This is a genomic window from Mesorhizobium sp. WSM4830, assembly GCF_055811495.1.
Map to the genome: position 1 here is coordinate 318,009 of NZ_JBVVQI010000001.1, position 23,215 is coordinate 341,223.

At 61.4% G+C, this 23,215-nt stretch carries 22 protein-coding genes; 15 read left to right on the forward strand and 7 right to left on the reverse strand.

Features of this window, described 5'->3' with window-relative positions:
- Nucleotides 1-3 precede the first annotated feature (3 nt).
- Complete coding sequence (locus AC0L2Y_RS01645) at nt 4-930, forward strand: DnaJ C-terminal domain-containing protein (RefSeq protein ID WP_473553366.1); 927 nt, start codon at nt 4-6, stop codon at nt 928-930.
- A gap of 76 nt (nt 931-1,006) precedes the next feature.
- Here the strand turns inward: AC0L2Y_RS01645 and AC0L2Y_RS01650 are convergent, their stop codons facing one another.
- A complete protein-coding gene (locus AC0L2Y_RS01650) occupies nt 1,007-2,182 on the reverse strand; it encodes a YcaO-like family protein (protein ID WP_473553367.1) in 1,176 nt (391 codons plus the stop codon).
- Between the two features lie 222 nt (nt 2,183-2,404).
- Here AC0L2Y_RS01650 and AC0L2Y_RS01655 point away from each other — a divergent pair, with 222 nt between their 5' ends.
- Nucleotides 2,405-4,135, forward strand: a complete 1,731-nt coding sequence (locus AC0L2Y_RS01655; protein WP_473553369.1) for an adenylate/guanylate cyclase domain-containing protein — start codon at nt 2,405-2,407, stop codon at nt 4,133-4,135.
- A 10-nt stretch (nt 4,136-4,145) separates the two neighbouring features.
- Here AC0L2Y_RS01655 and AC0L2Y_RS01660 read toward each other — a convergent pair whose 3' ends face one another.
- Nucleotides 4,146-4,724: a hypothetical protein gene (locus tag AC0L2Y_RS01660; RefSeq protein WP_473553370.1), complete on the reverse strand. Its 579-nt coding sequence runs from the start codon at nt 4,722-4,724 to the stop codon at nt 4,146-4,148.
- A gap of 173 nt (nt 4,725-4,897) precedes the next feature.
- Here AC0L2Y_RS01660 and AC0L2Y_RS01665 point away from each other — a divergent pair, with 173 nt between their 5' ends.
- From AC0L2Y_RS01665 to AC0L2Y_RS01680, 4 genes are all read left to right on the forward strand, one after another.
- On the forward strand, nt 4,898-6,265 hold the full coding sequence (locus AC0L2Y_RS01665; protein ID WP_473553372.1) for a S8 family serine peptidase: 1,368 nt from the start codon (nt 4,898-4,900) through the stop codon (nt 6,263-6,265).
- A complete protein-coding gene (locus AC0L2Y_RS01670) occupies nt 6,256-7,425 on the forward strand; it encodes a DUF1501 domain-containing protein (RefSeq protein WP_473553373.1) in 1,170 nt (389 codons plus the stop codon). The genes AC0L2Y_RS01665 and AC0L2Y_RS01670 overlap by 10 nt, the downstream gene beginning before the upstream one ends.
- Nucleotides 7,426-7,930: 505 nt before the next feature.
- On the forward strand, nt 7,931-8,749 hold the full coding sequence (fabI, locus tag AC0L2Y_RS01675; protein WP_352489596.1) for an enoyl-ACP reductase FabI: 819 nt from the start codon (nt 7,931-7,933) through the stop codon (nt 8,747-8,749).
- A gap of 31 nt (nt 8,750-8,780) precedes the next feature.
- On the forward strand, nt 8,781-9,383 hold the full coding sequence (locus tag AC0L2Y_RS01680; protein WP_473553375.1) for a histidine phosphatase family protein: 603 nt from the start codon (nt 8,781-8,783) through the stop codon (nt 9,381-9,383).
- 300 nt (nt 9,384-9,683) lie between these two features.
- Here the strand turns inward: AC0L2Y_RS01680 and AC0L2Y_RS01685 are convergent, their stop codons facing one another.
- The 3 genes from AC0L2Y_RS01685 to AC0L2Y_RS01695 form a co-directional block, all read right to left on the reverse strand.
- Nucleotides 9,684-10,721, reverse strand: coding sequence for a GlxA family transcriptional regulator (locus AC0L2Y_RS01685; protein ID WP_473553376.1), 1,038 nt, complete (start codon nt 10,719-10,721; stop codon nt 9,684-9,686).
- A gap of 169 nt (nt 10,722-10,890) precedes the next feature.
- Nucleotides 10,891-11,604 (reverse strand): haloacid dehalogenase type II, encoded by a 714-nt coding sequence (locus AC0L2Y_RS01690; protein ID WP_352807798.1) that lies wholly within the window; start codon nt 11,602-11,604, stop codon nt 10,891-10,893.
- A gap of 29 nt (nt 11,605-11,633) precedes the next feature.
- Nucleotides 11,634-12,395 (reverse strand): class II aldolase/adducin family protein, encoded by a 762-nt coding sequence (locus AC0L2Y_RS01695; RefSeq protein ID WP_352489600.1) that lies wholly within the window; start codon nt 12,393-12,395, stop codon nt 11,634-11,636.
- 125 nt (nt 12,396-12,520) lie between these two features.
- Between AC0L2Y_RS01695 and AC0L2Y_RS01700 the strand changes: the two genes are divergently transcribed.
- Nucleotides 12,521-13,414: a LysR substrate-binding domain-containing protein gene (locus tag AC0L2Y_RS01700; protein ID WP_473553378.1), complete on the forward strand. Its 894-nt coding sequence runs from the start codon at nt 12,521-12,523 to the stop codon at nt 13,412-13,414.
- A gap of 165 nt (nt 13,415-13,579) precedes the next feature.
- Here AC0L2Y_RS01700 and AC0L2Y_RS01705 read toward each other — a convergent pair whose 3' ends face one another.
- A complete protein-coding gene (locus AC0L2Y_RS01705) occupies nt 13,580-13,843 on the reverse strand; it encodes a DUF1344 domain-containing protein (protein WP_023716902.1) in 264 nt (87 codons plus the stop codon).
- Nucleotides 13,844-14,118: 275 nt separating this feature from the next.
- Between AC0L2Y_RS01705 and aroC the strand changes: the two genes are divergently transcribed.
- Complete coding sequence (gene aroC / locus AC0L2Y_RS01710) at nt 14,119-15,228, forward strand: chorismate synthase (protein ID WP_473553380.1); 1,110 nt, start codon at nt 14,119-14,121, stop codon at nt 15,226-15,228.
- A 146-nt stretch (nt 15,229-15,374) separates the two neighbouring features.
- Nucleotides 15,375-16,475: a 3,4-dihydroxy-2-butanone-4-phosphate synthase gene (ribB, locus tag AC0L2Y_RS01715; protein ID WP_473553382.1), complete on the forward strand. Its 1,101-nt coding sequence runs from the start codon at nt 15,375-15,377 to the stop codon at nt 16,473-16,475.
- Nucleotides 16,476-16,534: 59 nt separating this feature from the next.
- On the opposite strand, the gene AC0L2Y_RS01720 is transcribed toward ribB, so the two are convergent.
- Nucleotides 16,535-17,758 carry an MFS transporter gene (locus tag AC0L2Y_RS01720; RefSeq protein WP_473553383.1) on the reverse strand — a complete coding sequence of 408 codons (1,224 nt, stop codon included), beginning with the start codon at nt 17,756-17,758 and terminating at the stop codon, nt 16,535-16,537.
- Between the two features lie 118 nt (nt 17,759-17,876).
- Here AC0L2Y_RS01720 and AC0L2Y_RS01725 point away from each other — a divergent pair, with 118 nt between their 5' ends.
- The 6 genes from AC0L2Y_RS01725 to dxs all read left to right on the forward strand — a co-directional run bounded on the left by AC0L2Y_RS01725 (nt 17,877) and on the right by dxs (nt 23,137).
- Nucleotides 17,877-18,530, forward strand: coding sequence for a TetR/AcrR family transcriptional regulator (locus AC0L2Y_RS01725; RefSeq protein WP_473553385.1), 654 nt, complete (start codon nt 17,877-17,879; stop codon nt 18,528-18,530).
- A 127-nt stretch (nt 18,531-18,657) separates the two neighbouring features.
- Nucleotides 18,658-19,584, forward strand: a complete 927-nt coding sequence (locus AC0L2Y_RS01730; protein ID WP_473553681.1) for a histone deacetylase family protein — start codon at nt 18,658-18,660, stop codon at nt 19,582-19,584.
- 3 nt (nt 19,585-19,587) lie between these two features.
- A complete protein-coding gene (locus AC0L2Y_RS01735; RefSeq protein WP_031211056.1) occupies nt 19,588-19,839 on the forward strand; it encodes an exodeoxyribonuclease VII small subunit in 252 nt (83 codons plus the stop codon).
- A 106-nt stretch (nt 19,840-19,945) separates the two neighbouring features.
- Entirely contained in the window at nt 19,946-20,212 is a 267-nt protein-coding gene (locus tag AC0L2Y_RS01740; RefSeq protein WP_023716908.1) for a DUF2277 domain-containing protein, read from the forward strand.
- A gap of 9 nt (nt 20,213-20,221) precedes the next feature.
- A complete protein-coding gene (locus tag AC0L2Y_RS01745; RefSeq protein WP_473553386.1) occupies nt 20,222-21,142 on the forward strand; it encodes a pirin family protein in 921 nt (306 codons plus the stop codon).
- 81 nt (nt 21,143-21,223) lie between these two features.
- Complete coding sequence (gene dxs, locus AC0L2Y_RS01750; RefSeq protein WP_473553388.1) at nt 21,224-23,137, forward strand: 1-deoxy-D-xylulose-5-phosphate synthase; 1,914 nt, start codon at nt 21,224-21,226, stop codon at nt 23,135-23,137.
- Nucleotides 23,138-23,215 lie beyond the last annotated feature (78 nt).

The window sequence follows — 23,215 nt, forward strand, 5'->3', positions numbered from 1 at the left end:
AGCATGCGCGACCCCTATGAGGTGCTGGGCGTTGCCAAGAACGCATCGGCCAAGGACATAAAATCGGCGTACCGGAAGCTCGCCAAGAAGTATCATCCGGACCAGAATCCGGATCCCAAGGCAAAGGAGCGTTTTGCCGCCGCCAACCAGGCCTACGAGATCGTCGGTGACGAGAAGAACCGGGCGGCTTTCGATCGCGGTGAGATCGACGCCGAAGGCAAACCGCGGTTCCAGGGGTTCGAAGGCGCGACTGGCGGCGCCGATCCTTTCGCCGGTTTCCGCCGGCAGCAAGGGCCGGGCGGCGCGCATTTCGAATTCCGCACCGGCCGTCCCGGCGGTGATCCGTTCGACGGCAACAGCGACATCTTCAGCCAGATCTTCGGCGATGCTTTCAGCCAGCAGCGCGGTGCCGGCATGGGCGCCGGCCGCCGGATGCCGACGGCAGCCGACCTCAACGTGACGCTGGACGTCACCATCGAGGAGGCCGCAACCGCGGAGAAGGTGACGGCGATGTTCCCTGACGGCCGCAAGATGGCGGTCAAGTTGCCGGCCTATGTCGAGGACGGTCAGACCATCCGGTTGAAAGGCCAGGGTGAGCAAGGACCGGGGCAGCCGGGCGATGCACTGGTCAAGATCCGCTTCCGCCGGCACCCGCGCTACCGCGTCGAGGGCCGCGACCTGCATGTCGACCTGCCGGTGGAACTGGCCGATGCGGTGCTTGGCGCCAAAGTGGCGGTCGAGACCCCGACCGGCAGGATTGCGGTCAATGTCCCCCCTTGGTCGAGTTCGGACAAGGTTCTGCGGCTGAAGGGCAGGGGCCTGCCGGAAAAAGCCGGCGGTCACGGCGACCTCTACGCGCATGTGCGGCTGATGCTGCCGGGAGGCGGCGACGCCGAGCTCGAGGCGCTGATGCGCCGGCGAAAGGGCTGACGGTCGAAAGGCCAGCGCTTGATACCATGTGTGAAAAGCGTGCACTCCCGGGTGAGCATGCCCGCGACCATACGGATCACAATGGAAAGGGAACCTCGTGGATGGCCTGGGAAACTGATGGCATCAAACCTAGGCGCACAGGAACATCATAGAGCCTGCCGCCGCCAAACCGAGGCTTGGTAGGACGAAGTCCAGGTACAAACACTCGTGCAACAGGCGATTCGGCGTTGTGCGTCAGGTTGACCGCGAAGATCTCAAGTTCCTGCTCGTGGCAGATGTCGAGGCAATAGTTCCAATCCAGTCGCAACTCGGCCGACGAGGCCTGAACTGCTGAATTGCCGGAAAGGTGAGGAAGGCGGTGAATGTTCTCGTCCATGTGCCACCGATAGAGGTGCAGCGCGCCGGGGGTAAAGGCCGCCGTGCCGGACGTATCGGCATTCCGTTTGAGCAGGGTAAGGTTCGCCTCACATTCCGCAAGTTCCCCCACCGCGCGCCGGGCCGCCTCCGACATGGATCGTCCGGCCGCGAATCCGAACGCAATCGCGCCACCCCCGATGTGATGAGAAATTGCAGCGACAATGGGGATGGGCAGGTCAAGCGTCAGGAGCAGAAGCCGCAATTCGCGGTTCTGCGTCTGCAGCCAGTCGGCGTATTGGGACGCCAGTCCATCCGACAGCGAAGTCAGGTCTATCCGAGGCAGAACCAGCCGATTGTACCACCATATGGCTGTTGCATCGCGCTCCACGACTTCGCAGAAGCCGCGCACGACCGCGTCCTCTATGCTCGATCCCCTCGCAAGACCATTGGAGTCCGCCGGGGGCAGACCTGATGACTCATTGTTGGGATACCCGAGAAAGCACAATCCCGCAGGCACCCAGGCCTCGCTCGTGCTGAAGCGCGGATCGCTCCGGATCCAGTCCAGCGGCTGCGACCTGTGCCAGCGGATCGGGACCGCGCGGCTATCATCGATGTTTTTGTTCCAATGCAGCCGCTCGCGATACTGCGCATCACTGAAAAGTGTGAGTGCAGGCGGCTCGATCACGCGCCCGCGTAATTCGCCGGCGCGGGCGCGTGAGAGTCGCTCATGAGGAATCATCTGGGCGAAATAGGTTTCATCGGCCTCATACCCGCAGGCGGTTGCCGCCTCCTGGGTGGTGTTGCCCCACCCTGACACAAAACGAGAAGGTCTGGCCCCTCGGACGGGACCGACCGCGACCGTGATCGGGCATCCGAGCGTGGGATCGGTGATCACGATGGGGCCGTAAACCAGGCTTGACCCGCCGGCCCCTGCCTCGGACCCCTGCCGCTCCGGCATTATGGACCCTTCACCCAAGCACGGCCCTCACTGTTCAATCCTCTACACCAAATGCTCATTCGCACGCTGACACGCACTGGAGTATGATGCAAACTCCTGCGAGACGCTTCGATATCGTCAAGCCGACGTTGAACATAATATAACCCGCCGAGGGAGAGAATGAACGCGGGCGACAGCAATCTTCAGCGACGTCTGACGGCTATCCTGGCTGCTGACATGGTCGGTTACTCGTCGCTGATGGCCCGCGACGAAGAGCGCACCTTCGCGCTCGTCAAACATCTCATGCAGGACGAAATAGAGCCTAGGATCACGCAGCACCGGGGACGGGTTGTGAGAACGACCGGAGACGGGATGCTCGCCGAGTTTCCAAGCGCTTTCGGAGCCGTGCAGTCAGCAGTGGAAGTCCAGGAACTGCTTGTCGGCCAGTCTTCGGGGAAGGCTAGCCAGGAAATTTTTCTCCGGATTGGGATCAACTTCGGTGATATCATTGTCGATACCGATGGCGATGTGTTTGGAGATACCGTCAACATAGCCGCGCGCCTCGAACAGTTCGCAAGCCCGGGCGGTATTTGCCTTTCCGGAAAGGTGCACGACGAAGTTCGCGACAAAATTAATCTTCCGTTTGAATATTGCGGCGAACAGCATCTCAAGAACATTCCACGCCCGATTTCCGTATACTCGTTGTTCCAAAAGCCCAAAGGGCTGCCACCTGCATCGACTGCGCAGGTGGCTGGTCCGAGCAAGCCCTCCATCCTCGTTCGCCCGTTCAAGAGCGCGGGCGACGTCCAACCCTATTTCAGTGGCGGCTTCACCGAAGATATCGTCACGGAACTGACGCGCTTTACTCAGCTTACGGTTGCGTCCCATTATACGTCGACGCGGCTCAAGGATGTGGACCTGGTCGCGGATAGCGGCGTGGATTTCGTCATCGAAGGCGGCATCCGCCGCATGGGCCGGCGAATGCGCATTACATGCGAGCTGGTCGACGCAACCTCGGGCGAGTGCTTGTGGGCCGAGCGCTACGACGGGGACGAGCAGGACATCTTCGATGTCCAGGACGAACTGATCGGGAAGATCGTCGGGACCGTTATCGGCCGTCTTACGGCCGCCGGCGCCGAGAAGGCGCGGCGTAAACCACCTGCCAATCTCGCGGCCTATGAGTGCGTGCTTCGGGGCAATGCCCTGCCCCTGGGCGACATCGCGGCCGAAATGGAGGCTCGACAATGGTATCAGCGGGCGATCGAGCTCGATCCATCCTACGGGCGCGCGTACGCCAAGCTCGCCCACTATAAACAGCTTGAATGGTTTCGCGACATGGGGCCGTCGGATGCGGTGCTTGCCGAGGCTTATGACATCGCCAAAAAAGCGGTGGCGCTTTCCCCCAATGATCCAGTCTGCCTGAACATACTGGGCTGGGTGCTCCTCCACCGTCGTGATTTCGACGTCGCATCTCAGCTATACACACGCGCGCTCGAACTCAATCCGCACGATCCCGAGCAGGTCTCCTATCAAGGGACTTATCAAACATTTGCCGGCGAGCCCCAAAGCGCCTTGGACTGGTTCGAACGGGCGCGAGTGCTCGATCCCCTGTACGAGCCTTCATGGTATTGGCCGTTCCGCGGTCTTGCCCATTTCATTGCCCACCGTCCGGACAAGGCAGTTGTCGATCTGGGCCGCTCGTCCACCATGCCGACCTGGGTTAAGGTCTATCTGGCTGCAGCGAACGCCCTGCTTGGCCGAAGCCAAGAGGCGAAGAGCTACACGTTGCTGGTTCTGCGTGGCGCACCGGAGTTCTCCCGGCGGCGGTTCGCCACCAAGGAACCTTACAAGCTGGACGGAGACCGCAACACGCTGCTCAACGGCATGCGGGAAGCGGGATTGCCCGAGTAGGGACTGGCGACTATCTGCAGCCGAAGAGCACGGCCGTGGCTAGCTCGTCATGGTAGTGCCTGCCCTGGGCATATTTGTGATAGTCGTGGAGATAATCGATCAGATCGCCGCGGGTCAGGACCCCCCTCGGCACCTGGGGCACCACCACATTGATCAAGTTCGGTTCGTCCACGTGAACTTCGACAGACACTCCCGTTTCCACGATGTCTTCCAGCACGATCTTGAGATCACGCTTCAGGTCCGCATAGGCGGCAGCATCCGGGATCGCGTCGCCCCCGTCGAGAGGGTCATCCTCGTATTTTATGGGCTGCCCATTCAGATCTTCTATCGTCAGTGTCTGTGAATGTGGCGCTGTTCCGGCGGCGGCGGTCCGGACCCTAATGTTGCCGATGGCACGGCCTGCTTCCGGCCGAAGTCTGATAGTATCACCGACGGCGAAAATCTGCCGATCAATGGTAATTGTTAGGGGATCTGTTGAATCCATGGACAAGATACGTGACGAGGCCGGCAAAAGCTTGAGCCAGGCCCCTACGATCGCTGCGCCGATCTCTTGGACTTGCCGACCTGGCTTCAATTCTGCCCTGGGCATCGCCGAGGCTCCCCTCCGAGGTCAATGCAAATAGCCTAAACGCATTTTGCATCTGTCGCAAGCAATGCGCAGGCGGCATGCTCCCATCGACTCGATGTTTTCATGGACAGAAAGCCGTATTGGGAGCATTCTGATCCTCGCGGTATCAGTAACGACAGCCGGAGGGTGTACGAATGATACTTGCTCAACTTCGTGTGCTGTTGCTCGGCTGTCTCCTCGCCGTTGTCGGAACAGTGAGACCGGAAGCGTCAAGCGAGGAGGGCCTAACCGACAGCGGTGACATCGAAAAGACTTTCATCGTCGACATCGCCAGGGCGGCGGAGTTACGCAAGGATATCGGCGCGCTGAACAAGTTCATCGCAGGCAAGGGCAAGCTGGAAGCGGTGGATATGCCGGATATCGGTATCAGCATCGTGACGGGGACCTTTTCCGAGAGCGAGATCGAAGAGCTGCGCTCCAGGGGATATGAGGAGCCGGATCCTTTCGTGGTGAACCTGTTCGATGGTGCCAGCTGCGAGGGGCCGGAACTCCTGGGCATCTCGCCGACTGCGGACGTTGTCCCTCCCAGCGTCTGCAGGGTCGTCGGGTCACCACAGCCGGTGGCTTCAGGATCGCCCACCGTATGGATCATCGACAGCGGAGTGGATTGGAACGTTGTCACCGCCGGGCTCCTCAAGGTTCAGGAAGCCATCGATTGCACGAGCAGCCCATGCCAGACCGTGTCGAGCCTCGACGACACGGTAGGGCACGGGACGATGGTGGCAGCAATTATCGGCGGAAAGCGTGTCAAGCAGGGCGAACAGTATATAGGTCTGGTTGGTGTCAGCCCCGACGCCCCGCTCAAGATCGTAAAGGCCTTCAGTAAGCTGAAGACCGAAATTTTCGGCCCGCCTCTTCTCGCGCTTCGCTATGTTCGGGACAACGCGGTCGCCGGGGATATTCTGAACGTGAGTTGGGGTGCATTATATCTGGAGAGCACCAGACGCGGAAGCACGTTGCAAGATCTTAAGTTTCTCGACGCCCTTCTTTATCAGATCGCCGACCGTCAGGTGCGCGTTGTGATAGCTGCGGGCAACCCCCGGGAAGACGAAGAGGGTCCTTGGGTACAGTCTTATTTCCCGGCCAATGCGGCGACTTATTTTTCGCCTGTGACGACAGGAAACAAGGTGGGAGCGATATACAGCGCGTCGGCTTCCAACAGCGAATATATTCAGGTGGCAACTCCTGGGAAATGCCAAGGCATCAGCAACGCCTGGTGCGACACGCTATGGCGCAGGGGGGCATTCGGCGCGTCCTATGCTGAACCGGGCGTCAATGTCCTGTCACTGTGGAAGAGCCGAAAGAGCGGCAAGCTCCGGAGGAACATCTGTTCGGGCACATCTTTCGCAGCCCCGGCACTTGCCGGTCTTTTGGTTCGCAATGCGCAGCCGACTAACAAGGCTTTGACAACGGGAAGTCTTATCCCGAATACGGATCTGCTAGGGTATATGACCGCGGGTACGCCGGTGAACCCAAGTTCGGACGAGCCTAAATGCAACTGACCCGAAGGGCAGCGCTGCAAGGTTTGGCCTTGGCGTCCGCGTTCGGTAGCGTGCGTCTGGCCGGTGCCTCGCTTGTGGACGAAGATCCTCGCCTTCTGCTCGTCCACGTGCGTGGCGGACTAGATGCATTAGCTGCCGTGCCGCCCTACGGCGATCCGCATTTTGCTTCGGCGCGCGGGCCCCTCGTGCCTTTCCCGAACTCCGGCGTCGCCGAGATGCTCAAGCTCGATGGGCTCTTCGCGCTTCATCCGGCGCTCAGGCCCCTCCTGCCCTACTACTCGTGCGGCGAGTTGCTCATCGTGCCCGCGACCGCCATTCCGGATGCGGGCCGGTCCCACGCGGCCGCCCAGGCGACGCTGTTCGACGGCGATATCGACGGCGGCAGCGCCGGATGGCTCGACCGGGCTTCGTCTGTACTGTCGCGCCGGCAGAAGCCGGTGTGGCGGGCCAGACCGGCCGATCGATCGATGGACATGCTGGCCGATCTTGCGCTGGCCAATCCTCGGCTCGACTTCGTCCGTCTCTGCACCGAGGGCACTTGGCCGTCCGGCGCAAAGGCCGGCGAAAGCCTTCTGGAACAACATGCCGCATGCGACGCGGCTCGCTTCGGCGACGCGGCCAGGAGCGCGGCGCTTGCCCTGTCAGCTACGGGCGGACCGCGAATCGCGATGCTCGAGGTGGCCGGCTTCGACACGCATGTGGCGCAGGGAGCGGACTTCGGAAGGCTGGCGCGGAGTTTGAATGGGCTGGCGCAGGGTCTCGTTGCATTTGCCCAAGCGTCCGGGCCTGCCTGGAACAGGACTGCGGTGCTGGTGGTCACGGAGTTCGGCCGTTCCGTGGTGCCCAACACCGACGGCGGCACTGATCACGGCGTCGCGAGTGTCACCTTGTTAATGGGTGGCGCCGTTGCCGGCGGGCGAGTAGGCAATCGCTGGCCAGGTCTTGCTCGAGACCTGCTTCATGGCGGCACAGACTTGGCTGCTACGACGGACGTACGATCGATCATAAAGGGCGTGCTGACGGAACACCTGCGTCTTTCTGACCGAGCAGTGGCTAAAATTTTCCCAGGCGCTGCCGGGATACCGGCGATGCGTGGACTGTTTATCAGGAGCCGTTGTCCAGGCGGAGACTGCTTCGATGTGATCTCCAGCGCGGTTTAGCTTCTTATCCGCGTTTTCGTCGGCTACGGGGCACGTCGAACTGCAATACGCGACGCCTAATCTTAAGTGGCCGCTTCTAAGAAGCTTCCGGAATGACGGCTATTGTGAAGGGTTTCGAATGCCGGCCTCCAGCGCGGTCGCCTATAATGTCCAGTTTAAGGCAATGGCCGAGCTGACTTGAATGCCGAGACGAGGCGCAAAGCGGTCGTCCACGGCCCAAACCATGGAAGTTGTCTTGAGTCATGGCGTGACGTCGGCTGACTAACGAACTTCCCCCAAAGGGTCATCTTCCGCCGTGCCACACCGATACCAAGTGTCCGATCTTTCCACTGGCCCACGACTGCAAGGTCAACGTGCTACAGCATTCTTTGCGCGTCCAAAGGATGCGCGGCTCTGTAGACCAACAGCTTTGTCCCCCGAACTGTCCGCTTTGAACGCTTGAAGGGGCACTGTGGCTGTGCGATAGGCACTCCACGAAGTAGAGAACCTTGCGGAGAGCGCTGACATGGCGGGTGGACGGGGCCTTATGGCCGGCAAGCGCGGCCTTATCCTTGGCATCGCCAACAATCGCTCGATCGCTTACGGCATCGCCAAGGCCTGTGTCGACCACGGCGCCGAGATCGCGCTGACCTATCAGGGCGAGGCGTTCAAGAAACGCGTCGAGCCGCTTGCGGCGGAACTGGGCGCGCATGTCGCCGGCCATTGCGACGTGACCGACCCGGCCAGCCTCGATGCGGTGTTCGCCGATATCGCCAGCCATTGGGGCAAGCTCGATTTCCTCGTCCACGCCATTGCCTTCTCCGACAAGGACGAGCTGACCGGCCGCTATGTCGAGACGACGCGCGACAATTTCCTGCGCACCATGGATATTTCGGTCTATTCCTTCACCACCATCGCCAAACGTGCCGAGGCGCTGATGACCGAGGGCGGCTCGCTGCTGACGCTGACCTATTACGGCGCGGAAAAGGTAATGCCGCACTACAACGTCATGGGTGTCGCCAAGGCGGCACTCGAAGCCAGCGTGCGCTATCTGGCCGTCGATCTCGGCGCCAAGAAGATCCGTGTCAACGCGATCTCCGCCGGCCCGATCAAGACGCTTGCCGCATCCGGCATCGGCGACTTCCGCTATATCCTGAAGTGGAACGAATACAATTCGCCATTGAAGCAGACGGTCACGCAGGAGGAAGTTGGCGATTCCGGCGTTTATTTCCTGTCCGACCTTTCGCGCGGCGTCACCGGCGAGATCCATCATGTCGATTCCGGCTATCATGTCGTCGGCATGAAGGCGGTCGATGCGCCGGATATTTCGACCGTCAAGGACTGACGTCGCCGCCTGACCTCTTCCGGAAGACCTGATGTACCCGCTCGTCTATATCGTGCGCCACGGCCAGACGGCGTGGAACGCCGAGGCCCGGCTGCAGGGGCAGGCCGATACCGACCTCAACGAGCTTGGCCGCGAGCAGGCTAGCCGCAACGGGCGCAGGCTGGCCGAACTCATCGACAAGCCCGACGATTTCGACTTTGTCGCCAGCCCGATGCGGCGCACGCGCGAGACGATGGAGCGCCTGCGCGCGGCGATGAAGCTCGATCCGCACGCCTATCGTACCGAGCCGCTGCTCGTAGAATTGAGCTTTGGCGACTGGCAGGGTTTCACCTTTGCCGAACTCGAGGCGAACAATCCCGGTTCGACCAGGCAACGCCGCCTCGACAAATGGAATTTCCAGCCGCCGGGCGAGGGCGCCGAAAGCTACCAGATGCTGCTCGAACGGGTGAAGCCGTGGTTCGACGCGCTCGATCGCCAGACGGTCTGCGTGACCCATGGTGGCGTCATGCGCGCGCTGTTCCGCTTCGTGCTGGGGATGTCCGAACAAGATGCGGTCAGCATGGAAGTGCCGCAGGACCGCCTGCTCAGGCTGGACGGCCGGCGCCTGGAGTGGCTTGAGGGGTCAAACTCTTAACGATCAGCCCCTTCACAGGCATTGAAGGCAAGTCGGGACGATGCAAGGTGACCCGACCTCCAGATGGCGAGCCGCGAATAGCCGCTTTGCGCCGCATATCAGCCGCTCAGCATCCCCTCGCCATTGCCTGAAAGCGGACGTCGTCGACAGCGAAGTTCCGTTCGAGGGTACGCAAGGAGCGGCACTCGGTCTCAACTAATCGGGCGACTGCTGCCAGTTGGATTGCCTTGGCCCGTTCCATTTGCCGCTGGCCGCCAGGTCCAGCAGAGTTTCACGGCATAGGCCTCGACCGTCAGCGATTCAGCTGGCAAGTATCATTCTGTCATTTTGCGGCATCAAGCTCGGCGGGAAAGAGCTAGTTCGGCTGATGCGTGTCTTCTGAGGTGTGCGACCATACGCCTCTCGGTATACCTTCGAAAAATGCGATGCCGATACAAATCCGCACGCGACAGCGATGTCGACAATCGGCAGTTTGGTCTGAATAAGGAGCCCATCGGCATGCTCAAGTCTCAAATTCATGTAGTACCTAGCCGGCGAACAGCTGAACTCATTTCGGAACAACCGCTCAAGCTGCCGACGCGAGAGACGAGTAGCGGCAGCCAAAGCGCCCATTGGAATCGGATCTGCGAGATTTTCTTCCATCCTCCGAACAACATGCAGTACCACCTCGTTACATGGCCCTAGTCGTTTTGACAGAGGCAACCTCTGCCGAGCTGTTGCCCCCCGAATCTGGTCGGCGACGAGATGTTGACATACCCGCGCAAACACATCCTCCCCGAAGTCTCGGCCGATGATGCAGGCCATCATGTCTATCGAAGAGGCGCCTCCCGCCGAGGTGTAAATGTCTCCATCGATCTCGTAGATACCCAGACTGACGTTAACCCAAGTGTTATGCTCAACGAACGCGGGAAAATTCCGCCAATGAATGACGCATCTGCGGCCTTCAAGCAGGCCTGCCGTTGCTAGCACCTGAGCGCCGGAGGATAGCGCAGCGAGAACAACGCCGCGATGACTGCATTCTCGCAGCCACGCATCCACTGCACGATCGCGATACCTGTCAACATTAGGACCTGAGCAGACAATCACTTTGTCTGGACGCTTGCCGCCAACCAGGTAGGATCTCTCGCGATAAATCGAATTGACCGTCTGAATATCCAGACCGCAGCTTGCCCTGACGTCACTCCCGTCTGCAGAGAGAAGCCTCCAACTGTAAGCCTGGTAGCCCAAGACCAGGTTCGTAAGGCGGAACACCTCAAGCGCGCCTCCGAACGACAGAATATCGAACTCCGGTACCAGATAAAAAACTACATCTCGGGGTACGGTGTTTAAGTTGGCCACAGTTTCCCCTGGCATTTAAATCAGTTGGCCTTTTCCAAGCTCGACATAGATCCCGCAGGGTGTCGCTGGCAGCATCCGGTGTCCGCTGCGGCGGTAACAGGACTGGCTCGTCGACCGATCGATGAGCTGGAGCCGGACGGTCAACTTGGAAGGGACGCATACTGCGTGGCTATTGGAGCATGTCGGCGAGTTCGAGCAGGTTCTTCGCTTTGTAGTCCCAGCCGTCCTGTGCCTTCTGGTTACCTACCTTGGATGGGTCTTCAGCATTGGCGCGAACGATGTAGGCGGTCTTCAATCCGCAACGACGGGCCGCTTCCAGGTCGTAGTCATGCGCCGCCACCAGCATGGCATTCTCCGGCTGGACCTCGAGCAACTCGCAGGCCCGCAGGTAGACCTGCGGCATAGGCTTGTAAGCCTGAGACATATCGGCGCCAACGATAAAATCCCACGGCAGATTATTGAATTTCGACACGTTCACCAGAAGCCGGGCGTGTCCATCGGACAGCGGAGCGATTATGAAACGCGACTTTAAGCGAGAAAGACCTTCGCCCAAGTCCGGCCAGGGCTTCAGGCGGTGCCAAGACAGATTGAGGTCTTCAAGTTCCTCCGGTGGCAATGATGCGGAGGACAAGCCGAATTCCTCGAGGCTGGCAACGAGATTTTCTCTGTTTACCTGATCGAGGGAAACGAATGATCGCTCACCTGCCCGGATCGGGTCGACTGAAGCGTCGTAGCGTCCTACCCACGCGTCGGCAAAACGAGCAGGGTCTATGCGGCCAAGGTTGTGGCGTTTCAGAAACTCTCCGACCTCGGCCGTGATGCTGCCACGCCAGTCGACCATCGTCCCCAGGACGTCAAAGAACAGAACTTCAATATTACGCACGTTTTCTCCTTACGCCGTGAAGTCCAGGGCTAGCCGCGATATGAAGGGTCGTTTCTGTCCAATTGCCGCTTCAAGTAGTCGAAGTGCGCGAATGCCTGGTCATTGTAGGGAAGCCAGCCATCGGCTGTCTTCTGGGCGAGGTCGTCGGACATGACATTCAGAGGCTGGCCAGTTGAATATGCGAGCACAAGGATCTTGGCCGCGCGCTCTACGAAATAGAGGTCTTCAAAAGCCTCGGCGACTGTTCGGCCCGTGACCGTGACACCATGGTTGCCCATGATGATGACGCTCTTGTTGCCGAAAGCAGCCGCCAAGCGTTGCCCTTCGGCGGCATCGTCAGCAATACCGCCGAAGCCGAGATCAAACCCGAGCTTGCCAAAGAAACGGGCCGTGTTCTGGTCGACAGGCTTCATGTCAGGATCTTTCAGGCTGGCTAGCGCCGTCGTATACGGCGGATGGCAATGCAGCATAACCCTGACTTCCGGGCGCGCGCCGTGCACGGAACCGTGGATCGTCCACGCGGAAGGATCTGGAGCGTCAGGCCGAGTCATCACCTCGCTGTCGCCAGCGTTAAGAACCAAGAGATCGCTCGCCCGAATCTCCCCGAAGTGCCGCCAGCGTGGGTTCATGAGAAATTTCTTCCCGTCAGCGGAAAGTGCGGCACTGAAATGATTTCCCACCGATTCATGCCAATCGAACTGAGCTGCCAGACGAAAGGCTGCAGCAAGATCGACCCGAAGCGACTGTGTTTCTTCCGCAGTCAGTTCGGAGGGATGGGGATGGGCGTTCATGAACTCGCTCTGGTTAAGGTGTGCTTATATTGTAACTGTGGATCGGCCCTCGCTAGTTGCGATAATTGCGTTATTTGATTAGGTTTGGAAGATCTGAAAGTCTAATCTGACATAAGCAAGGGATTATGATATTGCGTCGACATCTCCCTCCCCTCCGGCTTCTGACAGCCTTTGAAACCGTGGTTCGTGCCGGCGGTGTCCAGAGCGCGGCGGCGGAGTTGAATGTCACGCAGCCCGCCGTCAGCCAAGCGCTTCGGAATCTCGAGGACCACATCGGCACGAAGCTGCTCGATCGACGGATGCGTCCTTCTGCGTTGACAGACGCAGGCCGGGTTCTGCTTCACGCAGTTTCGGACGGAATGGATCGGATCGAGAGCGCAATCGGAAAAATTAGAGCACTAGAGCGAAGCGAGCAGAACGTCGTTACGATCGCTTGCACCGTCTGTACTGGCACATATTGGCTAATGCCACGTTTGGCGACGTTCTACGCTCGACACCCCGACATTATTGTCCGGGTTGTACCAACATCCGGCAGCCCGCAGTTTACGCCCGAAGCCGACCTGGTGATTCGCTATGGGGCGGGCGACTGGCTTGATGGCAAATGCGAACCGCTGTTCGATGAGCGCTTGATCCCAGTCTGTAGCCCGAAGGCCGTTGAACGGCTCGGCTCTGGCAATTTCGGGCAAGCTACCCTCCTCCACGTTAATGCCGACGAGGAATTTTCGCCAGGCTGGGACGAATATTTCGACGCGGTCGGTCTACCGCATGACCGGGAAGGAGATCTCTCATTTGACAATCACGTTCAGGCAACTCAGGCTGCGCTAGCAGGGATGGGAGTGATGCTCGGATGGATTGCGAACACCGGTGACCTTGTCCGGGAAGAGCGGTTGGTGATCTTCCGCAATCAGTCCATCATCCCCGGTGGCGCCTACTACTTAATGAGCCCGTTGCAGAGCCCGAGCAAGCCCGCGTCCGAACTATTGGCGTCTCACCTGCGGACTTGCGTGGCCGCCTCGTAAATACGGTCATGAGCTGAATGGCTACTTTGCCAACTAGATGCTCGAAAGATGCCAGTCCGCTCCCGGCTCATTTCAGCCGTTCAGTGACAAGCATTCCTATGCCGTTCAGAGCGCTATGTGCTCGTTTCCACCCGCCGGCTTCGGGATGGATCGGCCGGAAAGACTCTACTCGGTCGATCCGGTGTCCGGCAGTTCCATGTCGGTGACGACGTTCTCGCCATTGGTCACGTCATAGGCGAGGACGATGTCCATGCCTGGCTTCAGCGCATCGAGATCGGTTTCGGCGTTCAGCTTGTAGGACTTGCCGTCGTCCAGCGTCAGCGTCAGCGCGTCCTTGTCGACCTTCTTGATCAGGCCTTCGGTCTGGCCGGCGAAGGCGGCGGTGGAAATCAACAGCGTGGCGGCAACAGCGCCAATCAGGATACGCATCATCGTCCTCTTTAATCATTGCCGGTACAGCGGCTCGGTCCAACGGAACGGAACTGAGCAGAAACCAATCGAATGTGTCAAAACTAAATCCGCGGGATCACAGTTTGACCACTGTGGAAAACGCCAATAGAAGGCAGGCGACAGCGCCGCGCGTCCTCCTGGACGCGCAAAGGACGCTGTAGCACTTTTGATTTTGTGCATGATCCTTTCCGAAAATCGCTCCGATTCTCGGGGTCATGCGCTAGGCCGGCTCCGACGCCGGCAGGGCTGGTTCCATGTCGCACAACACGTTCGGCCATCTTTTCCGCGTCACCACCTGGGGCGAAAGCCATGGGCCGGCGCTGGGCTGCGTCGTCGACGGCTGTCCGCCCGGCATCCGCTTCACTCGCGACGAGATCCAGGCCGAACTCGACAAGCGCCGCCCCGGCCAGTCGCGTTTTGTGACGCAGCGTCGCGAACCGGATGAGGTCAAGGTCCTGTCCGGCTTCATCCTCGATGAGGACGGTGAGACGATGATCACCACCGGCACTCCGGTGTCGATGCTGATCGAGAATGTCGACCAGCGCTCCAAGGACTATGGCGACATCGCCCGCCAGTTCCGGCCGGGCCATGCCGACTACACTTACGAGGTCAAATACGGCCTGCGTGATTACCGCGGCGGCGGCCGCTCCTCGGCGCGTGAGACGGCGGCGCGGGTGGCGGCCGGGGCGCTTGCCCGCAAGGTCGTGCCAGGCATGGTGGTGCGCGGCGCGCTGGTGTCGATGGGCGATAAATCGATCGATCGCGCCAATTGGAACTGGAATTTCGTCGGCGACGCCGAAAACCCGTTCTTCACGCCCGATCCGGCGTCCGTCGCCGTCTTCACCAAATATCTGGACGGCATCCGCAAGGCCGGCTCCTCGGTCGGTGCGGTCATCGAGATCGTCGCCGACGGCGTGCCGGCGGGGCTTGGCGCGCCGATCTATGCCAAGCTCGACCAGGACATCGCGGCCGGCCTGATGTCGATCAACGCCGTAAAGGGTGTCGAGATCGGCAACGGTTTCGAGGCCGCCCGTATCACCGGCGAGGAGAATGCCGACGAGATGCGCATGGGCAATGACGGCAAGCCGGTCTTCCTGTCCAACAATGCCGGCGGCATCCTCGGCGGCATCTCGACCGGCCAGGCGATCGTCGCGCGTTTCGCCGTGAAGCCGACCTCGTCGATCCTGACGCCGCGAAAGTCGATCGACAAGGACGGTAACGACGTCGAGATCATGACCAAGGGCCGGCACGATCCATGCGTCGGCATCCGCGCCGTGCCGATCGGCGAGGCGATGGTTGCCTGCGCCATTGCCGATCATTATCTGCGTCATAGGGGACAGACAGGGAAGGCAGTAGGGCAGTAGGGCAGTAGGGCAGTAAGGCAGTAAGGCAGTAAGGCAGTAAGGCAGTAAGGCACGCAGCTCCGGCGACAGCAATTTTTTCCTTTTCCCTACTCCCATACTGCCCTACTCCCTTACTCCCCTATTCCCTGCGAGTGAAACGAGCGTCCATGCCTTACGACCAGAAGAAGATCGTTGAAGCCCTGCGCGCCTTCGAGCGCGGCGAGATTGTCGTCGTCATGGACGATGACGGGCGCGAGAACGAGGGCGACCTGATCGTCGCCGCCGTCCATTGCACGCCGGAAAAGATGGCGTTCATCGTCCGCAATACGTCAGGCATCGTCTGCACCCCGATGCCGCGCGAGGAAGCCAAGCGGCTCAACCTGTCGCCGATGGTGGCGGACAATGATTCTGCCCACACCACCGCGTTTACCGTCAGCGTCGACTTCAAGCACGGCACCACGACCGGCATTTCGGCGGACGATCGCACGCTGACAGTGCGCAATCTCGCCAATGGCAATGTCGGCGCGTCCGATTTCGTGCGCCCCGGCCACATCTTTCCGCTGATCGCGCGCGAAGGCGGCGTGCTCATGCGTTCGGGCCATACCGAAGCCGCGGTCGATCTCTGCAAACTCGCCGGCCTGCCGCCGGTCGGCGTCATTTCCGAGCTGGTCAATGATGACGGCACCGTCAAGCGGGGGCCGCAGGTGCAGGCCTTCGCCGAAAACCACGGGTTGAAGCAGATCTCGGTTGCCGACCTCATCGCCTACCGGCAACGCAAGGAAACGCTGGTCGAACGCGTCGCCTGTTCCGACATCGAGACGCCCGGCGGCAAGGCGCAGGTCTTCACCTATACGCTGCCCTGGGATTCCATGCATCACGTGGCGGTCGTCTTCGGCGACATCCGTGACGGCATCGAGGTGCCGGTGCGCCTTCATTCCGAAGACGTGGTCAGCGACGTCTTCGGGACCAGCCACAGGCTGGACGCCATCATGAAGGCGATGGGCGAGCGCAAGCGCGGCGTCATCGTCTATCTGCGCGAAGGCTCGGTCGGCGTCGCCCATCAGGAACGCAAGCGGCCGGCTGCCGGTGACCGAGAGGATCATGAAGAGGCGCGCCGGCGCGAGAACGAATGGCGTGAGATCGGCCTCGGCGCGCAAATCCTCAAGGATCTCGGCATTTCCTCGATCAATCTGATCGCCTCGCGCGAGCGCCATTATGTCGGCCTCGAAGGTTTTGGTATCCACATCGCCAAGACCGAGATTCTTTAGGCCATTCTCACGCTGCTGGTATGCGTCCGGCCCCGCCTCGGGACCGGACGCACCGGAAACTATTCCGCAGCGACCGCGGCTGCGTCGCATGCAGCCATGTCGCAGTCCGGCGCGGCAAGGCTGCGCTGGCCGGCGAGCACGATGACCAGCGCGATTGTGCCTGATGCCACCGATACCCAGAACCCGTTCTGCGCGCCGAAAGCGTCCACCACCCAGCCGGCGGCGAACGAGCCGAGCGCCATGCCGATGCCGATGCCGGTCATCACCCAGGTCACGCCCTCGGTCAGCACCGCCTCGGGCACGCGCCGCTCGATCAGGCCGAATGCCGTGATGAAGGTCGGCGAGATCGCCACGCCGCTGACGAAGACGGCCAGTGCCAGCAGCGGCACGGTGTCGGCTACGAGCAGCGGCAGCGTGGTAAGCGCAATGATGGCGATTGCGATGGCAAGCTGAATTTGCAGCGGCACTTTCAGGTTCAGGGCGCCGATGATGATGCCGACGACGAACGATCCGAGCGCGTAGACGCCAATGACGAAGCTGGCGGCCCCCGGCTGGCCAAGCTCCTTGGTGATCGCCACCGTGCTCACCTCCGTGGTGGCGAAGGTCGCGCCTATGAAGATCAGGGCCAAGGTGATGACCTGGACCGGCCGCAGGCGGATTGCCGAGCCGCCTGAACCATGTTCCACCGGTCGGGCTCGCGGTTCGGTCGAGCGCTGCAGGATGAAGGCCGTCGAACCGAAGGCGAGGAACAATGTGCTCGCGAGCACTCCCGCCTCGGGGAAAAGCGCGACGCTCAGCCCTACCGACAGCGATGCGCCGGCGATGTAGACCAGTTCGTCCGCCGCCGACTCGAAGGCGAACGCCGTGTTCAGTTCGGGGCGGTTGCGAAAAATCTCGGTCCAGCGTGCGCGCACCATTGCCGGGATACTGGGCATGATGGCGGCGAGCAGCGCCGAGACGAATAGCGTCCATATCGGCCAATGCTGATTGGCCGCCGCAATCAGGATCGCGAAAGCGAGCGTGGAAATCACGGTGGTCGGCACCACGATCCGCGTCTGGCCGAGGCGGTCCACCAGTCGCGATACCTGCGGGGCGACGAAAGCGTTGGCCAGCGCATATGTCGCGGAGACGGCGCCGGCCAGCCAGTATTCGCCATCGGTCTGCGACAGCATCGCGACGATCCCGATCGGAGCCATGGCGATCGGCAGCCGGGCAACGAAGCCGGCGGCGGCAAAGCCCTTGGCGCCGGACGCGCGAAAGATCTGCGAATAGGGATTTTGCATGGTCTGGCTCCTCGACAACGGCCGGTTCGGCGATTACATACGTAGCGTATGAGTTTAAATAGATCATACGCTGCGTATGTCAATTGGCATACGAAGCGTATGTTAATAGGGCCAGAGCATGCACAGACCGCGCAAGGAAATGATTGCCGAGACCCGCGCCAAACTGATTGCCGCGGCGCGCCAGGCCTTCGGCACGCTCGGCTATGCCGAAGCCTCGATGGATGACTTCACGGCATCGGCCGGGCTGACGCGCGGTGCGCTCTATCACCATTTCGGCGACAAGAAGGGCCTTCTCCAGGCGGTCATCGCCGAGATCGACGCCGAAATGTCGGCCCGGCTGAAGGTCGTTTCGGCCAAGCCGGACGATCTCTGGCAGGGCTTTGTCGACGAATGCACCGCCTATATCGAGATGGCGCTGGAGCCCGAGATCCAGCGTATCGTGCTTCGTGACGGGCCGGCGGTGCTCGGCGATCCATCGCAATGGCCAAGCCAGAGCACATGCATCCGTTCGATGACAGAGAGCCTGCAAAGACTGAGCGACAAGGGGACAATTCTCGCCGTCGATCCCGAAGCCGCGGCAAGGCTGGTCAGCGGCGCCTCGTTGCATGCGGCGCAGTGGATCGCGAATTCGAACGATCCCGAAGCGACATCGAAGAAGGCAGTGAAGGCGTTCAAGGTTCTTCTGGAAGGGCTGCTCAATCGCACCGGCAGGCTGCATCAACCTGATCGCCTGTCGGCGATTCAGCCCGAGGTTGACCGATCACCGGCCTGAGGTCATCTTTTCGCCAATGTCAGACGGCTCGATCCAGCCGAGGCCAGCCGCGTAAACCCTGTTGAACATCGCACCAGCGACACGCGAAAACATGGCCAAAGCGGTAAGGCGCGCCTATATCGGGGGCATGGTCACGAGACTTTACACCCATCCGATTTTCCTCGAGCACATAACACCGCCCGGTCATCCGGAGCGGCCGGACCGTCTGCGCGCCATAGAGCGTGTGCTTGACGACGAGGCCTTCGCGGCGCTCGATCGCGTCCAGGCGCCTGAAGGCGACGAGGCAACCATCCTCTACGCGCATCCGCCCGAATTCGTCGAACGTGTCCGCGCAGCGATACCGGACACCGGCATCGCCCGTATCGACGCCGACACCACCGCCAGCCCGAAGAGCTGGCAGGCGGCCGTGACCGCGATCGGGGCTGCCAACGCCGCGGTCGACGACGTCTTCACCGGCCGTGCCGACAACGTCTTCGTCGCCGCGCGGCCGCCCGGCCATCACGCCGAAAAGACCACCTCGATGGGTTTTTGCCTGTTCAACACCGCGGCGATCGCGGCGCGCTACGCGCAGAAGAACCATGGCGCCGACCGCGTCGCCGTCGTCGACTGGGATGTGCATCACGGCAACGGCACGCAGGACATCTTCTGGGACGATCCGTCGGTGCTCTATTGCTCGACACACCAGATGCCGCTTTACCCGGGAACCGGGGCCGTGAGCGAAACCGGCGCCGGCAACATCGTCAACGCGCCGCTGGCGCCGCAGAGCGGCAGCGATGTTTTCCGCGACGCCTTTCTGTCACGCGTCCTGCCGGCGCTCGACAATTTTGCGCCCGACCTCATCATCATCTCCGCCGGTTTCGACGCCCACCACCGCGATCCGCTGGCCGAGATCAACCTGACCGAGGATGATTTCGACTGGGCGACTGGCCAGTTGCTCGAACGCGCCGGACGCCATAGCGGCAACCGGCTCGTCAGCCTGCTCGAGGGCGGCTACGATCTGCAGGGATTGGCATTTTCAGTAGCCGCGCATGTCGGGCGGCTGATGAAGGGATAGACGATGGCTGGTGAGACCAACGAGGACGTCAAGGCGATGAGCTTCGAGCAGGCGCTCGAGGCGCTGGAGAGGATCGTCGACGATCTGGAGCGCGGCGACGTGCCGCTCGACCAGTCGATCCGCATTTATGAGCGCGGCGAGGCGCTGAAGGCGCATTGCGATCGGCTGCTGAAAGCGGCCGAGGACAAGGTCGAGAAAATCAGGCTGTCGCGCGACGGCAAGCCGGTGGGGACAGAGCCGCTGGATGCGGATTGAGGCGCGGCCTCGAACGACGATTGTGCTTACCGGCTTTGGACATCATGATTGAGGATAAAACTCATCCCGTTTGAAACGGCTCCAGGACGAGAGGAGATTGCGAACGATGTGCAGAAACATCAAAACCCTGTTCAATTTCGATCCGCCGGCAACCAATGACGAGGTCCGCGATGCCGCACTTCAGTTTGTCCGCAAGCTGAGCGGAACGACGCGGCCGTCGAAACAGAACCAGCATGCGTTCGACCATGCCGTCGAGGCCATTGCCGCCTCGGCGCGCGAATTGCTCGACAGCCTCGAGACAACGCAGCATCCGCGCAATCGCGAAGAGGTGGCGGCCAAGGCGAAGGCCAAATCTGCACTTCGCTTCGCCTGAGGGGACCGCGTGAGCTTCTTTCCCGGAAACGATCCGCAGATGGGCGATGCCTTCGCCAGCGATCAGATCGAACTGATGGTCATTCCGAACGCCAAGGACATCGGCGGATTCCAGGTTCGCCGCGCCTTGCCGACGGCCAGGCGCCGGCTGGTCGGACCCTTCATCTTCTTCGACCGCATGGGTCCAGCCGTTCTGCGGGCCGGCCAGGCGCTCGACGTGCGCCCGCATCCACATATCGGCCTGTCGACGGTGACTTACCTGTTCGACGGCAAGATCAGGCACCGCGATTCGCTCGGCACCGAGATGGTGATCCAGCCCGGCGATGTGAATTTGATGACCGCCGGCCGTGGCATCGTCCATTCGGAGCGCACACTGGAAGAACTGCGCGGCGCGCCGATGTCGGTTTCCGGCCTGCAGACATGGCTGGCGCTGCCGGATGGCAAGGAGGAGGTCGCGCCGGTCTTCGAAAACACCGCGGCTCTGCGCCTGCCCGAAATCGATGCCGAGGGGGTCAGCGGCCGTATCGTCATCGGTGCGTTTTCCGGACTGCGCTCCCCGGTCGCCACCGCTTCGGACACGCTTTATGCCGATCTCAGGCTGGCGCCGGGTGCCAGCGTGAAAATCCCGGCAGATGCCGAGGAGCGCGCCATCTATACGCTGGAAGGCGAGGTTTCGATATCCGGGGACCGCTCCCCGGCCGAGCGGCTGCTGGTTTTCCGGCCCGGCGATGAGATCGTTGTTTCATCGGAGGGCGGCGCCCATTTCATGCTGTTTGGCGGCGCTTCGCTCGGTTCGAAACGTTATATCTGGTGGAATTTCGTATCGTCCTCAAAGGAACGCATCGAACAGGCGAAAGAAGAATGGAAGACGGGCCGCTTCGATATCGTTCCTGGAGACGAGCAAGAGTTCATCCCGCTGCCCGAAAGCTGATGCGCGTTACCGCCACATTTACATTCGCCGGCCAGCGGCATATTTCACGATGAACAGAAAATCTGACCAGGCTCGCAAACAGTGAACGCAAAGCCCGATACGCCGCTTCTCGACAAGGTCCGCGTCCCAGCCGATTTGCGCACGCTTGCCGAAGGCGACCTGCCGCAGCTGGCGTCAGAGCTTCGCGCCGAACTGATCGACGTCGTTTCCCACACCGGCGGGCATCTCGGCGCCGGCCTTGGCGTCGTTGAACTGACCGTCGCGCTGCACTACGTCTTCAACACGCCGGACGACCGGCTGATCTGGGACGTCGGCCACCAGGCCTATCCGCACAAGATCCTGACCGGCCGCCGCGACCGCATCCGCACGCTGCGGCAGGAGGGCGGCCTGTCCGGCTTCACCCGTCGCGTCGAGAGCGAATACGATCCGTTCGGCGCAGCCCACTCCTCAACCTCGATTTCAGCCGGCCTCGGCATGGCGATGGCGCGCGATCTGTCCGATGGCCGCAACAATGTCATTGCCGTCATCGGCGACGGCGCCATGTCAGCCGGCATGGCCTATGAGGCGATGAACAATGCCGGCGCACTGGATGCCCGGCTGATCGTCATCTTGAACGACAATGACATGTCGATCGCTCCGCCGACCGGCGCGATGAGCGCCTATCTGGCGCGGCTCGCCTCCGGCAAGACCTATCTGGGGTTGCGCGATTTCGGCAAGAAGCTGACGTCCTATCTCGGCGAGCGCGCCGATCGCGCCATCAAGCGCGCGGTCGAGCACGCGCGCGGCTACGTCACCGGCGGCACGCTGTTCGAGGAGATGGGTTTCTACCACATCGGTCCGATCGACGGTCACAACCTCGAGCACCTGATCCCGGTGCTGAAGAATGTCCGCGACAATGCCGACGGCCCGGTGCTGATCCATGTCGTGACCCAGAAGGGCAAGGGCTACGCCCCGGCCGAGGCGGCCCCCGACAAATATCACGGCGTCAACAAATTCGACGTCATCACCGGCGCCCAGGCCAAGGCGCCCGCCAATGCGCCGAGCTACACCAAGGTGTTTGCCGAAAGCCTGATCCAGGAGGCCCGAGAGGACGACCGCATCGTCGCCATCACCGCCGCCATGCCGACCGGCACCGGGCTTGACCTCTTCGGCGAAGCGTTTCCGGCGAGGACCTTCGATGTAGGCATTGCCGAACAGCATGCGGTGACCTTCGCCGCCGGCCTTGCCACGGAAGGCTTCAAGCCTTTCGCGGCGATCTACTCGACCTTCCTGCAGCGCGCCTACGACCAGGTCGTCCACGACGTGGCGATCCAGAAATTGCCGGTGCGCTTTCCGATCGATCGCGCCGGCTTCGTCGGCGCCGATGGTGCCACCCATTGCGGCGCCTTCGACACGACCTTCCTGGCGACGCTGCCCGGCTTCGTCGTCATGGCCGCGGCCGATGAGGCCGAACTGCGCCACATGGTACGCACCGCTGCAAGCTACGATGACGGCCCGATCGCCTTCCGCTACCCGCGAGGTAACGGCGTTGGTGTCGAGATGCCGCAACGCGGCTCGGTATTGGAGATCGGCAAGGGCCGGATCGTCAGGGAAGGCGCCAAGGTTGCGCTGCTTTCCTTCGGCACCAGGCTGCAGGATTGCCTGGCCGCGGCCGAGGAGCTCGGCGCGGCCGGCCTTTCGACCACGGTGGCCGATGCCCGTTTTGCCAAGCCGCTCGACGAGGACCTGATCCGGCGGCTGGCCCGTTCGCACGAGATACTGGTGACGGTGGAAGAGGGCGCGGTCGGCGGCTTCGCCAGCCATGTGCTGCAGTTCCTGGCCCATGAAGGGCTGCTGGAGAGCGGCCTGAAGGTGCGCCCGCTGGTGCTGCCCGATGCTTTCGTCGACCATGCCAAGCCGGAAAAGATGTATGCCGACGCCGGGCTGGACAGCGCCGGCATCGTGCGCACCGTGTTCGTGGCGCTGGGGCATACAGCGCAGGCCCAGCGCGCCTAACTTGGACGCATTCCAGCGACGCCGAAGCGATCGACTTTGCTGCAAGATGCTAGTCTGAATCAAAATCTCAACTGCTTG

Bases quoted from the DNA above. Each gene is read 5' to 3' on its own strand.
- AC0L2Y_RS01645 (WP_473553366.1), top strand. From the start codon at position 4: ATGCGCGACCCCTATGAGGTGCTGGGCGTTGCCAAGAACGCATCGGCC.
- AC0L2Y_RS01655 (WP_473553369.1), top strand. From the start codon at position 2,405: ATGAACGCGGGCGACAGCAATCTTCAGCGACGTCTGACGGCTATCCTG.
- AC0L2Y_RS01660 (WP_473553370.1), bottom strand. From the start codon at position 4,724: ATGCCCAGGGCAGAATTGAAGCCAGGTCGGCAAGTCCAAGAGATCGGC.
- AC0L2Y_RS01665 (WP_473553372.1), top strand. From the start codon at position 4,898: ATGATACTTGCTCAACTTCGTGTGCTGTTGCTCGGCTGTCTCCTCGCC.
- AC0L2Y_RS01670 (WP_473553373.1), top strand. From the start codon at position 6,256: ATGCAACTGACCCGAAGGGCAGCGCTGCAAGGTTTGGCCTTGGCGTCC.
- fabI (WP_352489596.1), top strand. From the start codon at position 7,931: ATGGCGGGTGGACGGGGCCTTATGGCCGGCAAGCGCGGCCTTATCCTT.
- AC0L2Y_RS01680 (WP_473553375.1), top strand. From the start codon at position 8,781: ATGTACCCGCTCGTCTATATCGTGCGCCACGGCCAGACGGCGTGGAAC.
- AC0L2Y_RS01695 (WP_352489600.1), bottom strand. From the start codon at position 12,395: ATGAACGCCCATCCCCATCCCTCCGAACTGACTGCGGAAGAAACACAG.
- AC0L2Y_RS01700 (WP_473553378.1), top strand. From the start codon at position 12,521: ATGATATTGCGTCGACATCTCCCTCCCCTCCGGCTTCTGACAGCCTTT.
- AC0L2Y_RS01705 (WP_023716902.1), bottom strand. From the start codon at position 13,843: ATGCGTATCCTGATTGGCGCTGTTGCCGCCACGCTGTTGATTTCCACC.
- aroC (WP_473553380.1), top strand. From the start codon at position 14,119: ATGTCGCACAACACGTTCGGCCATCTTTTCCGCGTCACCACCTGGGGC.
- ribB (WP_473553382.1), top strand. From the start codon at position 15,375: ATGCCTTACGACCAGAAGAAGATCGTTGAAGCCCTGCGCGCCTTCGAG.
- AC0L2Y_RS01720 (WP_473553383.1), bottom strand. From the start codon at position 17,758: ATGCAAAATCCCTATTCGCAGATCTTTCGCGCGTCCGGCGCCAAGGGC.
- AC0L2Y_RS01725 (WP_473553385.1), top strand. From the start codon at position 17,877: ATGCACAGACCGCGCAAGGAAATGATTGCCGAGACCCGCGCCAAACTG.
- AC0L2Y_RS01730 (WP_473553681.1), top strand. From the start codon at position 18,658: ATGGTCACGAGACTTTACACCCATCCGATTTTCCTCGAGCACATAACA.
- AC0L2Y_RS01735 (WP_031211056.1), top strand. From the start codon at position 19,588: ATGGCTGGTGAGACCAACGAGGACGTCAAGGCGATGAGCTTCGAGCAG.
- AC0L2Y_RS01740 (WP_023716908.1), top strand. From the start codon at position 19,946: ATGTGCAGAAACATCAAAACCCTGTTCAATTTCGATCCGCCGGCAACC.